General features: G+C 73.6%; 9 protein-coding genes and 1 tRNA gene. 1 reads left to right on the forward strand and 9 read right to left on the reverse strand.

Going from position 1 to position 12,435, the window contains the following annotated elements:
* Positions 1-173: 173 nt before the first annotated feature.
* Complete coding sequence (locus tag ABZT74_RS10420; RefSeq protein ID WP_356434027.1) at positions 174-1,844, reverse strand: MFS transporter; 1,671 nt, start codon at positions 1,842-1,844, stop codon at positions 174-176.
* Positions 1,845-2,069: 225 nt separating this feature from the next.
* Here ABZT74_RS10420 and ABZT74_RS10425 point away from each other — a divergent pair.
* A tRNA-Cys gene (locus ABZT74_RS10425) sits at positions 2,070-2,141 on the forward strand.
* Between the two features lie 71 nt (positions 2,142-2,212).
* Here the strand turns inward: ABZT74_RS10425 and ABZT74_RS10430 are convergent.
* From ABZT74_RS10430 to ABZT74_RS10465, 8 genes are all read right to left on the reverse strand, one after another.
* Positions 2,213-3,379 (reverse strand): SUKH-4 family immunity protein, encoded by a 1,167-nt coding sequence (locus ABZT74_RS10430; protein WP_356434029.1) that lies wholly within the window; start codon positions 3,377-3,379, stop codon positions 2,213-2,215.
* Positions 3,380-3,688: 309 nt separating this feature from the next.
* Positions 3,689-3,889 carry a hypothetical protein gene (locus ABZT74_RS10435; protein ID WP_356434031.1) on the reverse strand — a complete coding sequence of 67 codons (201 nt, stop codon included), beginning with the start codon at positions 3,887-3,889 and terminating at the stop codon, positions 3,689-3,691.
* Positions 3,886-6,192, reverse strand: a complete 2,307-nt coding sequence (locus tag ABZT74_RS10440) for a molybdopterin cofactor-binding domain-containing protein (protein ID WP_355862842.1) — start codon at positions 6,190-6,192, stop codon at positions 3,886-3,888. The genes ABZT74_RS10435 and ABZT74_RS10440 overlap by 4 nt, the downstream gene beginning before the upstream one ends.
* Entirely contained in the window at positions 6,189-7,766 is a 1,578-nt protein-coding gene (locus ABZT74_RS10445; RefSeq protein ID WP_356434033.1) for a (2Fe-2S)-binding protein, read from the reverse strand. Before ABZT74_RS10445 ends, ABZT74_RS10440 begins: the two co-directional genes overlap by 4 nt.
* On the reverse strand, positions 7,763-8,656 hold the full coding sequence (locus tag ABZT74_RS10450) for an FAD binding domain-containing protein (protein ID WP_356176454.1): 894 nt from the start codon (positions 8,654-8,656) through the stop codon (positions 7,763-7,765). The genes ABZT74_RS10445 and ABZT74_RS10450 overlap by 4 nt, the downstream gene beginning before the upstream one ends.
* Positions 8,657-8,935: 279 nt before the next feature.
* Complete coding sequence (locus ABZT74_RS10455) at positions 8,936-10,585, reverse strand: beta-N-acetylhexosaminidase (protein ID WP_356176507.1); 1,650 nt, start codon at positions 10,583-10,585, stop codon at positions 8,936-8,938.
* 8 nt (positions 10,586-10,593) lie between these two features.
* On the reverse strand, positions 10,594-11,448 hold the full coding sequence (locus ABZT74_RS10460; protein WP_356434034.1) for a carbohydrate ABC transporter permease: 855 nt from the start codon (positions 11,446-11,448) through the stop codon (positions 10,594-10,596).
* Positions 11,445-12,434: a sugar ABC transporter permease gene (locus ABZT74_RS10465; protein WP_356176458.1), complete on the reverse strand. Its 990-nt coding sequence runs from the start codon at positions 12,432-12,434 to the stop codon at positions 11,445-11,447. Before ABZT74_RS10465 ends, ABZT74_RS10460 begins: the two co-directional genes overlap by 4 nt.
* Position 12,435 lies beyond the last annotated feature (1 nt).

The raw sequence follows: 12,435 nt of genomic DNA on the forward strand, positions 1-12,435 counted from the left end.
TCGGCTACGTATGACAACCGGGCCACCCTACCGGCGCCCGCGGCGTGTCCACGCGCGGACGACGCCGGGTCCGCCATGGATGGGACTGACGTCACATGACGGTCCGGAGTCGCTCCCGTACCCGGCCGCTGAGGACGGCCGCGGGACGCGCGGGACCGTCACGGCCCGCGGCCTCAGCCTCCGTGTCTGTGTCCGTGTCCGTGTCGATGTCCGAGCGCGGCCGCGGGTCGCCGTTCCCTGACCCGAGTCGTCACCCACGCGCCGATCAGCGCCACCGCCGCCATCGGGAGGAACACCGCCGCGAAGGCGGCCGGGTGGGATCCGTGGGCGCCGACGGCCGTGCCGGTCGCCGCGTGGGCCATGGCGCCGCCGCCCAGCGCCGCGAAGGCGGCTCCGCCGAAGGCGAGCAGCAGGACGTTGCACAGGGCGTCGGAGATCTGGAGGGCGGCCGAGTTCGTGCCGGCCTCGTGCGGGGCCGAGAGCTGGAGCAGCAGCACGCTCGTCGAGGCGACCACGAGGCCCATCCCGAAGCAGCCGAACGCCCAGGCGACGGCGACGGTCCACACCGGCACGGCCGGGATCAGCACGCTGGGCGCGGTCGCGACGGCCGCCGCGACCAGCACCATGCCGAGGAACATCAGCCGCTCCCGGTACGGCTCCACGCGGGGCCGCGCCTGCACCCAGGAGCCCAGCGCCCAGGTGGCGCCGCCCGCGGCGAGCGACAGCCCTGCGAGTGTCGGGGAGAGACCCCGCTGGGTGACGAGCATCAGCGGTACGAAGGACTCGGCGGCGACGAAGGAACCGGCCGCGACGCCTCGCAGCAGCACGACGGCGGGCAGCCCGCGCGCGGCGCGCCAGGTGCCGTGCGGCAGCAGCCCGCGCACGGCAGGGACGAGCAGGGCGACGCCGGCCAGTGCGGGCAGCAGCGAGAGCGGACGCAGATCCTGCGCCGCGTACTGCAACAGCCCGGCCCCGAACGCGATCCCGAACGCCAGCCGGATGCGCCGCCGGTCGAGGGGCGCGCGGCGGAGCGGTTCGGCGGCGAGAGGAGCCCGATCGAGGGGCCCGGCGCCGAGCGGCGCGGGGGTGAGGGGGTCGGTGCGGGGGTCGGACCCGGCTGCTCCGTCACCTGCGGGAAGCGTGGCACCTCCCGCCGCCTTCCTGGCGTCCTCGGCCTTTCCCCTCCGCTCCCCCTTCTCCTCCCCCTGCGCCGCGGGTCCCCCGGCCCGCTGCCGTATCTGAGGGAGGGCGAGGGCGAGGGGGATGCCGACGAGGGCCGGGATGCCGAGGAACACCCAGCGCCAGCCGAGGTGCTCGGTGACCGCTCCCGCGGCGAGGGGGCCGACGACGGAGGGCACCACCCAGGCCGCCGCGAACGCCGCCATGATCGCGGGCCGCAGCCGCTCGGGGTAGGCCCGCCCCACGACGACGTAGAGCGCGACGATGACGAGCCCGCCGCCGAGCCCTTGGACGGCCCGCCCGAGGACGAAGACCCACATGCCGGCGGCCGTCCCGGACAGCAGCAGCCCGGCGGCGAACGCGCCGATGCCGACGGTGAGCGAGACCAGCGGGCCGTCCCGGTCGGACCACTGCCCGGCGAGCACCATCCCGAACAGGCTGGTCGTGAAGTACCCGGAGAAGGCGAACGCGTACAGCGCCACACCGTCGAGGTCCCGGGCGGCGACGGGCATCGCCGTGCCCACGGCGGTCGCCTCGAACGCGATGACCAGCACCACGGAAACGATCCCGATGCTCAGCGCCCGGTACGCCCTCCCCAGCACACCGTCCTCGCCCTCGCCCTCGGCGGGAACGGTCACGACGTCGGGGGTCTCCAGTGTTGCCATGGCCGTCAGCGTAAGGTGCGCAGCCCTCACTGACTCCTGTCGGAAGACGGTGATCGTCCGGTCCTTTGGTCCTACGACCACTCCCCCGCACCGCCCGCCCGGCATTCGTGAACGGCGTGTGGCAGTCGCGTTGCGGCGGCGCCGGACCTCTTGAGCCGGCCGCCCCACCCGCCTACGGTCGACCCATCAGGTTCGGAACGAGTGAGCCGTGCCGCACCTGAGAACGGCCGTGTGCCCGAGTGGTTCAGGGACTCGCCTGCAAAGCGAGTTACGCGGGTTCGATTCCCGCCACGGCCTCCGTGAAGGTCGGCCGTCCCCGGTTCGGGGGCGGCCGCTTCTCGTTTCCCCGCCGGCGGGGACCCCGGGCGCTACGCGTGCAGCGAGCCGCCAGCCCGGTCCTCGAATATCTCGGGCCAGTGGCGCAGGCCGTCGTCGTCCGGGAGGGTCGGGGTGCGGTCGCAGGCCACGGGGTCCACGGTGGCGAGGGTTTCCGTCAGCGTGGCCGCGAGGTGTTCGTAGGAGTCGCTCAGGCCGTGGACCGCGTCCAGGGTGCGCTCGCGGTGCAGGAGCCACAGGGTGAACGCCAGCGTGGAGATGTCCGCGTTGAGCGGGCGCAGGGTCAGGTCCGGCTCGCTCCAGGCCAGCACCGCGCCCGTGGCGCCGTCCACGACCAGGCTCGTGTCCTCCACGAGGCCGCCGAGGCGGATCAGGCGGCAGGCGGTGACCGGGAGGTGGCCGGCGGCGGACGCGTCGGGGCGCTCGTCCGCGTAGTACTCGGTGAGGGCCGGCAGCGGCACCTCCGTGTCCAGCTGGAAGAGGAGCCCGTCCTCGGGCAGGCCGGTCTCGCGCAGGAAGCGGCGGGTCGGCTCGTGCGTCAGCGCGCGCGGGAAGTCGACGTCCTCGAAGCGCATGATCCCGCCAGCGCCGAACTCCTCGTCCAGCAGCCGCTTCGGCAGGCCGAGGACGAGTCCCTCGCCGGGTCCGGCGATCCTGGCCAGCGGGCGGATCAGCGCGGCCATCCGCCAGTACGGCGGCACGTCGGCGCCGGCGGCGTTCTCGAAGACCGAGCCCAGCCGGTCCGACGTCTCCGCGACCGCCTTCGGACCGAAGGGGCCCGGGCGGCCGAGGGGCGCCGTCAGTTCCTCGGTGGCCGCCGCGAAGCGCAGCAGGGCCTCCAGGGAGGGGGCCAGCGGCGACAGGTCGAGGTCGGCGGGGCTTCCCGGGACGCGCGCCGAGGAGACCTCGCCCGTCGTCCCGTCGAGCACGAGCGACTCCAGGTCCCGGTCCAGGCTGCGCAGCGCCCCGATGACGAGCCGGTCGCGCAGCTCTTCGGCGAGCCTGTCGGCGTCGCCCGTCAGGTCGGCCAGGGTGCGCAGGCCGTGCTCCCGCAGCGCGTCGAACCCCAGCAGCGCGCTCTCCGCGGGCAGTCCGGTGCCCGTGAGGAGGTGCCGCGTGGACGGGTGTGTGACGTACGGATCCAGCTCGTGGTCGGACAGTGTGATCGCGCCGCCGACATCGGTGTCAGTCGTGCTCATGGCTCCCCCGCGCATGTGAACGCTTGTGCTTCCCCCGGAGAGAACGGCCGGTCGTCCCACGGCAGTTCCCCATTGAGCGAGAACCATACGCCGCCCCACTGACAACGCAGGGAAGTCGCGGGAAAGGGTCTCCCGCCGGGCGGGGACGCGCAGGTCACGCCCATGATCCACGGGGAGGGAGGAGGGGGCTCGACCGTTCCTCGAGTGGCGCCGGGGCCGTTCGCGAGCGGGGCGCGAGGGGCCGACGGTGGAGGGCCCCGGCGGAGGGCCGAGAGCCGGGTCCGAGGCCATGGCCCCGGACGTCGCGTCTCAGGTGAAGTAGACCCCGCCCACGACGACGACCACCGCCGCCAGGACGAAGAGCAGCACCCAGAAGAAGAGCTTGCCGACGCTGGGCGGGGGTTCGTAGCGAGGTTGTTCGTCGGCGGCCTGAGGGGCGGGAACGCCGGTGCCGGGCGCGGAGTCGGTGCCGGGTGCCGTATCGCCGGGCGCGGGCTCGGGCGCGGTCACGGCGCCGTCACCACCGCTGCCTGCGGGCGGATCGGAAGACGGTTGACCGGTCGGCCGGTGGCCGCCCGGACGGCGGACGCGACGGCGGCGGGTGACGTCACGACCGGCACCGCGCTGGCCGCCTTGGCTCCGAAGGGGGCGACGACGTCGCGCTCCTCGACCAGCTTGACGATCCGGATGTCGGGCGTGTCCAGGGCGGTCGGGAGGGCGTAGCCGGTGAGGTCGGGGTGCCGGACCAGGCCGCGGGCGGTGCGCAGGTTCTCGGTCAACGCGGCGCCGACGCCCTGGGTGACACCCGCCTCGATACGGGCCGTGAGCTGGGCCGGGTTGAGGATCCGGCCGACGTCCTGGGCGAGCGCGAGCTCCACGACCCGGACGGAGCCGAGTTCGATGTCGACGTCCACCACCGCGCGGATGGCGCAGAAGGCGAGGCCCACGAAGGCGTCGCCCTGGCCGGCCTCGTCGAGCGGTTCGGTCGGGTGCGGGCGGCACTGCGCGGTCGCCCACAGCTCCTTGCCGTCCATCGCCTCGGTGACGGTGGTCGACAGGACGCCGTCGTACGAGGTGATCTTGCCGTCGGTGATCTGGAGGAGCTCGGTGGACATGCCGAACTTGTGCGCCAGCGGCTGGAGCAGCTGCGTACGGACCATCTTGGCGGCGCGTTCGACGGCTCCGCCGGAGACCCAGGTGTGCCGGCCGCGGCAGCTGGGACCCGCCGGGGGCTGGTCGGTGTCGACGGGCGCCACGTGCACCTCGTCGATGCCGAGGGTCTCCTGGACGATCTGCCGGGCCAGTGTGGTGAAGCCCTGTCCGGTCTCCACGGCCGCGCAGAGCACGGTGGCGACGCCGTCGTGGACCTTCACGGTGGCCGTCGAGACCTCGTCGGCACCCTCGGCGCCGAGCATGTGGACCATGCCGAGGGCGTAGCCGACCCCGCGGCGTACGGCGCCGGGTTCGCCCGCGCCCTCGAGGCCGCCGGGCAGCAGCCACTCGTCCTCGGGGGTGTCCTTGGGGAGGGCGGGCAGCGGGAAGTCCCGTACGGCCTGGAGCAGTTCGGCGACGGGCGCCGGGCAGGTGACCGTCTGGCCGGTGGGCAGGACGTCCCCGGTGGCCATCACGTTGCGCAGCCGCAGTTCCGCGGGGTCGACGCCGAGCTTCTTGGCCAGCTTGTCCATCTGGGCCTCGTAGGCGGCGCAGACCTGGAGGGCGCCCTCGCCGCGCACGTGGCCGGACGGGGGGTTGTTGGTGCGGACGGCCCAGCCCTCGATGAAGGCGTTCGGGACGACGTACGGGCCGCAGGCGAAGGAGACCGCCGCGGCCAGGGACTCGCCGGAGGTGTCGGCGTAGGCGCCGGCGTCGAGCAGGATCTGCGCCTCGACCTTGACCAGCTTGCCCTCGGCGTCGGCGTGGTGCCGGTAGCGCAGCAGGGTCGGGTGCCGGTGGGCGTGGCCGAGGAAGGACTCCTCGCGCGTAGCGGTGAGTTTCACCGGGCAGCCGGTCGTCAGCGCGAGCAGGCCGAGCGGGAGCTGGAAGCCCTGGTCCTCGCGGTCGGCGGTGGCCCCGGGGACGCCGGTGACGACGACCTTCACGCGCGCGGGGTCCAGGCCGTAGCAGGCGGCGGCGGTGTCGCGGTCGGTGTGCGGGTCGGTGGAGGCGACGTAGAGCTCGACGCCGCCGTCGGGGCGGGGCACGGCGAGTCCGGCCTCGGCGCCGATCGGGGCGGGGTCCTGGCGGCCGATGCGGTACAGGCCCTCGACGACGATGTCGCCCGCGGCGTCCGGGTCGCCGTGGCGCAGCGGGATGTGCCGGATCAGGTTGCCGTCGGGGTGCAGGGGTTCGGCTTCGAAGGCCTGCTCCGGGTCGGTGACCGGTTCGAGCACCTCGTACTCGACGATGACGGCGGCGGCGGCCATCCGCGCGGTGTCGGGGTGGTCGGCGGCGACGGCGGCGATGGGCTCGCCGTGGTGGCGCACGACCTCGGAGGCGAACACCGGCCGGTCGGCTCTGCCGCGGCCGTGCAGGGCGCTGCCGGGGACGTCCTCGTGCGTGATGACGGCGCGCACGCCGGGCATCTCGCGCGCGTGCCGGGTGTCGATGGAGACGATGCGCGCGTGCGGGTGGGGCGAGCGGAGCACGGCGGCCCACAGCAGCCCCTCGGCCCACAGGTCGGCCGCGTACGGGAAGGTGCCCTCGGTCTTGGCGCGGGCCTCGGCGGTCGGCAGGGAGACGCCGAGTCCGTGCGGCAGGGGCTCGGGGCCCGTCTCCGGCGATGCCGGTGTCGCGGTCGCGGCTTGGTTGGTCACGCCTGGCCTCCGTCCTGGCCGTACGGCTGTTCGTGCGAGGCCTGGGAGCCGTAGGCGTCGTCGTCCTCGTAGGCGGACGGGTGGACGCCGCCGGCGCCGGGGCCCGCCTGGTGCGGGATGCGCGCCTCGTCCGCGTCGGGGCCGGTGTCGGGCGCGGACGACGCGTGCTCGCGTTCGGCGACGACCTCGCGCACGGCGTCCAGGACACCGCGGTAGCCGGAGCAGCGGCACAGGTTGCCGCACAGCGCCTGGCGGGTCTCCAGTTCGGTGGGCGCGGGGTTGCCCTCCAGGAGGTCGTGGAGGGTCATCGCCATGCCGGGGATGCAGAAACCGCACTGCACGGCGCCGCACTTGGCCAGGGCGCGCTGCACGTCGGAGGGCTGTCCCTCGGCGGCCAGGCCCTCGACGGTGCGCACCTCGCTGCCGGCGGCGGTGACGCCGGGCACCAGGCAGGAGGCGACGAGCCGGCCGTCGACCTGGACGTTGCAGGCGCCGCACTCGCCCTGCGAGCAGCCGTCCTTGGCGCCCGCGAGGCCGAGCCGCTCCCGCAGGACGTAGAGCAGGGACTCGCCGATCCACGCGTCGGTGACGGGCCGGTCGGCGCCGTTGACGCGCAGGACGTAGGAGGCGAGGGGGTGTTCGTCGTGCGGGGCGGTGGCCGGGTGGTCCGCGTCCGGGCTCTCGTCGTCGGCGTCCGCCGCGAGACCGTCGTCGTGGGCAGTCTCCGGGCTGTCGGCGGCGGGTGTCCCGGTGTCGTCGGACCCGTCGGAGCCGTCGTCCCGGATGTCCTCCGCGGGCGCTTCGGGCGCAGGGTCGGCCACTGGTTCGGCGGCGGCGAACTCGGCGGCTTCGTACGCGGGCTCCGCGGGTCGCTGGGGGGCCTGGGAGTGCGGGGGCGGAGGTGACTGCGGCGCGGGGTCCGCGGGGCCCTCAGGGGCCGCGTCGCGCGGGTCCGTGCTCCAGGCCTGCCCGATCTCGCTCGCCCAGGGCGCCGACGCGCCGCCCGGCAGCGTGGCGGGCGGTGTGCCGCCCCACTGTTCGACGAGTGCCGATGTGGTGAACTCGCCCGATTCATCCGGAAGATCACCTACGGCGACCGGAATCGACCACTGCCCGGTCACGTCGTGCCCGGCGCCGTGTTCACCCTCGCGCGCCGCGTCGTGTCCGCCGTCGTAGCCGGCACCGCGGCCGGTGCCCTCGGGGGCGGTGTCGGCGTATTCGGCGTACTCCCACTGCCCGGTGGCGCCCGGCTGGTAGGCGAACCGGTCGTCGTGGGCGCCGGCCCCCTGCTGCGCGGCGTTCGGGTCCGGCCAGGAACCGCCGCCCTGCGCGCCCCACGTCCCGGCGGCCGCCGGGTCACCGGCGTCGGGCGGGCCGGGCGTCACGTCGATCTGCGGGGGGACGTACCCGTGTCCGGGCGCCGCGAGCGGCTCCCTGGAGGCGAGGAGGGCCTCGATACCGCCCTCGGGGAGCTTGACGAAGGCGGTCGCGCCGTCGTCGTAGTCGCCCTGGGGCAGCGGGTCCCAGCGGCCGCCGCTCCGGCGGGCGCCTTCCTCGTGCTGGTCGTCGGTCACGACAGCGCCCTCCCGAGTGCTCGTCGGGCCAGGGCGGCGACGGTGCGCCGCAGGTGCAGTACCGCGGGCGGAAGCTGTTGCACGGAGCCGTCCTCGGCGGGGACGGGGTCGGGGATGCAGGCCGCCGCGACGTACTCCCCGAAGGCGGTCAGCGCCTCGGGGACGATCGTCCGGCTGTTGTCCCAGTCGATGAGCTGGGCCACCCAGGCCTCGGCGTCCAGGGGCCGCAGCGGCATCGGCGCTATGGCGCCCACGGCGCACCGCACCCCGCGCCGGGCCGGGTCGAGGACGAGCGCCACGGAGGCGATCGCCCGCCCGGGTCCGGTGCGTCCGGTGGCCTTCAGGAAGACCTGCGGGGCGTGCAGCAGCGGCACGCGCACGTAGCCGATGAGTTCGCCGCCGCGGAGCATGTCCACGCCCGCGAGCAGGTGCGACACGGGGATCTCGCGGCGGGCTCCGCCCGGCCCCGCGATGATCAACGTGGCTTCCAGGGCGGCCAGTACGGGCAGCGCGTCACCGGTGGGCGCGGCCGAGGCGATGTTGCCGCCCAGGGTGCCCGCGTTGCGGATCTGCGGCGGTCCGGCCGCTCGCGCGGCGGCGGCGAGCGCCGGGATGAGGGCGGCGAAGTCGGGGCGGCCCATCCGGGCGTGGGTGAGTCCGGCGCCTAGCAGCGCGTGTCCGTCCTGGTACTGCCAGCCGCGGATCTCGCTGATCCGGCCGAGGCCGACCAGCGCGGCCGGCCTGAGCTGCCCGGAGTTGACCGCGGCCATCAGATCGGTGCCGCCGGCCACGGGAACGGCGGCGGGCATGGCAGACAGTGCCGCGACCGCCTCGTCCAGCGAGACGGGCAGCGTCACGGCCTGCGCCGCCTGCGGTGCGTGCGTGGTCAAACCGGCTGCCCCTTCCCGCTGCCCCACCTGGTCCCACCTGTGCTGCCGTACGGTACGTGCTGACAGGGCGGACGTGGCAACTCTGGCACATCTTCCCCGGGGCTCGGCGCGGGGGTCCGCTAGGAGGCATTCGCCCCCGTCACCAGGGAGATGGTCCGTTTTCGCACGGCATCACCGGTGAGCGTGAATTGCCACTCTTCGGTGATGCCTGGGGCCTTTTTCCTTGTGGGGTCACCGCGCCGGGGCGCGCGGCGCGGGGCACGCCGGTCCGCGGCCGCCTCACACGTTCGGGGGCGCTCCCTCGATCGGACGTCCGAGGACGCCGGGGCGCCGCTGCCACGGCAGCGGTCCGGACGGCGGCCGGTAGCCCACCCCGAGGGCGTCGAGGCGCGCGTAGTGGTCGGTCATCCGGTGCTCGAAACCGGCGAAATCCCGTTCGGCGGGCGCCGGAAGGCGGCTCCAGGCGACCTCGGCGAAGGCGGCGAGCCGCGGGAACGCCTGGTAGTCCACGCGCGTGTGGTCCTCCATCACCTCGGTCCACAGGTTGGCCTGCGTGCCCAGCACGTGCCGCGCCTCCGCCTCGGTGAGCTGCGAGGGAACGGGCTCGAAGCGGTAGACGTCCTCCAGGGTGCGCACGTACGCGATGGGCACCGGCTCGTCCTCGCCGGCGGCCTGCCGGTAGTCCAAGTACACGTGCTGCTCGGGGCACATGACGACGTCGTGGCCCGCGCGCGCGGCCGTGACCCCGCCCTGGTAGCCGCGCCACGAGGAGACCGCGGCGCCCGGCGCCAGCCCGCCCTCCAGGATCTCGTCCCAGCCGATGAGCCGACGCCCGCGCTCGGAGAGCCAGTTGTCGAAGTGCCGGATGATCCAGGACTGCAGGGCGTTCTCGTCGGCGAGCCCGAGTTCCTTGATGCGCGCCTGCGCGGTCGCCGACTGCTTCCACTGGTCCTTGGGGCACTCGTCGCCGCCGATGTGGAAGAAGCCGGAGAACTCCGGGAAGCGCGCGGGGTCCGTCGGGAACAGGTCGAGGAGTTCCTCGAAGACCCCCTCGTAGAAGCGCAGGGTGTTGTCGGTGGGGGCGAGTACGTTCTTGGCGATGCCCCAGTTGTCCCAGACGGCCAGCGAGGCCGTGTCGACGACGTCGGTGTTGCCCAGTTCCGGATACGCGGCGATGGCCGCCTGCGAGTGCCCCGGGATGTCGATTTCCGGGACGACGGCGATATGCCGGTCGGCCGCGTAGGCGACGATCTCGCGGATGTCGTCCTGGGTGTAGAAGCCGCCGTGCGGCTTGTCGTCCCACAGGGGCGAGGCCCGGTGGCCGAATTTGGTGCGGGCCCGCCAGGAACCGACCTCCGTCAGCTTCGGGTAGCGCTTGATCTGGACACGCCAGCCCTGGTCGTCGCTGAGGTGGAAGTGGAAGACGTTGAGTTTGTGGGCGGCCAGCAGGTCGAGGTAGCGCAGGACGCCTTCCTTCGGCATGAAGTGCCGTGCCACGTCGAGCATGAGGCCGCGCCAGCGGAATCGGGGAGCGTCCTCGATGGTGCGGGCCGCGATTTCCCGGGACGTCACCGGGCCGACGGGGGCGCGGCGAAAGGCGTCGGCGCCGAGCAGTTGACGCAGCGTCTGCGCGCCCCAGAACACCCCGGCCGCGTCGCCGCCCCGGATCTCGGCTCCGGCGTCGCCGATGTCGAGCCGGTACGCCTCCGCTCCGAGGGTGTCGTCGAGGAGCAGCCGCACTCCGCCGGGAACGTCCTGCGGCGCAGGTCGCAGGGGCAGTCCGAGGGCCGCGCCGAGCGTCGAGCGCAGCCAGCGTTCGGTGCCCTCGGTGCCGGGCCCGGCGGACAGCGTGGTGTCCACGCCGAGGGTGAACGCCCCGCGCCCGCCGCCCTCGACGGCGAGGGGAGCCGGAATCAGGCCCGTATCCATCATGTCCATCAGTCCTTTACCGCTCCGCCGAGGCCGGAGACGAGTCGTCGCTGTACGAGAACGAAGAAGATCAGCACCGGAATCGTCATCACCGTGGAAGCGGCCATCACTCCGCCCCAGTCGGGTTCGTCCGGCTTGTAGAAGACGAGAAGAGCCATCGGCAGGGTGGACTGCGAGGTGTCGCTGATGATGAAGGACTTGGCGAACAGGAAGTCGTTCCAGGCCGAGATGAAGGAAAACACACTGGTGGCCACGAGGCCCGGGAGGACGAGCGGGAAAAGGATCTGCCAGAGGAATCGCGCGCGGCTCGCGCCGTCGATGTACGCGGCCTCCTCCAGCGCCTCCGGAACGGCCTTGACGAAACCGCGCAGCATCCAGATCGCGAAGGGCAGCGAGAAGGCGATGTGCGGCAGGATCAGCGAGCCCAGCGTGTTCAGCTGGCCGGCGTCCCGCATGAGGAAGAACAGAGGGATCGTCAGGGCCTCGACCGGCACCATCTGGGCCACCAGGAACATGATCAGCAGGGTGGTCCGGAATCGGAAACGGAATCGCGTGACGGCGGTCGCGGCGAGAAACGCGATGAGCGCCGACGCGATCACCACGGAACCCGCCACGACGAGGCTGTTGAGGAAGTAACGGCCGAATTCCTGCTGCCCGAAGACGCGGCGGAAGGAATCCAGCGTGGGCGAGGCCGTCCAGGGCCGGGGCGCGGTGGACTCGATCTCCCCGGCCGGCTTGAAGGCGCCGAGCACCATCCAGTAGAGGGGGAAGGCGACCACGACGGCGACGAGCAGGGCCGTCGTCTCGGCGGCGAGCCGCCAGGGACGCCGTGGGCGCCGGACAACGGCCTTGAGCAGGCTCACAGTTCCTCCCCCTGTCGGCGCAGGAGCCGCAGGTAGACCAGCGTGACCGCGAGCAGCAGCACCAGCATCACGACGCCGATGGCCGCGCCGAGGCTGTACTGGGAGGCGGCGAACGCCTTCTGGTAGGCGTAGACGTTCAGGACGAGGTTCTGCCCGGCGATGCCGCCGCCGCCCGTCATGACGTAGATCTGCGTGAAGACCTTGAAGTCCCAGATGACCGACTGGATGGTGACGACCACCAGGATCGGCCGGAGCATCGGCGCGAGCACCGAGCGCCAGATCCGCCACTGCGAGGCGCCGTCCAGGGCGGCCGCCTCCAGGACCTCGGACGGTACGGCGCGGATGCCCGCGTAGACCGTGACCATCACGAACGGGAAGGAGCACCAGACCACTTCGAGCAGGACGAGCGCGAAGGCGCTGAGGCGGCCGTAGGTCCAGGAGTGGTCGCCGAGCCCGAACACCCGGTTGACGGGGCCGAAGTCGGGGTCGAAGAGGAACAGCCAGACCGTGGACCCGGTGACCGCGGGGGTCGCCCAGGCGCCGAGCGCGGCCAGCATCAGCGCCAGCCTCGGCAGGGCCCGTACGCGGGTGAGCAGCACGGCGAGCGCGCATCCGGTGGCCAGCGTCGACACCACGCAGGCCGCGGCGAACAGCACGGTGGCGAGGAGCACCTGCCAGAACTGTTCGTCGGCGAACAGCTCCGTGTAGTTGCCGAGGCCCACGAAGGTGGTCGGTTGCCCGCCGCTGACCTGGGCCTGCGTGTACTCCAGGAAGGAGATCAGGCCGAGTTGGTAGATCGGGTAGACGAGCAGGCCGCCGAGGACGACCAGGGCGGGGGCGAGGTAGAGCCAGGGGGTCCGGCCGGCCCGCCCGCGCGGGGAGGGGCCGGCGGCGGGTCCGCGGGCACGGCGCCCCGCGGGGCGGGGGACGGTCCGGGTGACCGCCCCCCGTCCCGGGCGCTCGGCGAGGGTGTCGGGCGTCGCCATC

Source organism: Streptomyces sp. NPDC005302 (assembly GCF_040607345.1).
Classification (GTDB): domain Bacteria; phylum Actinomycetota; class Actinomycetes; order Streptomycetales; family Streptomycetaceae; genus Streptomyces.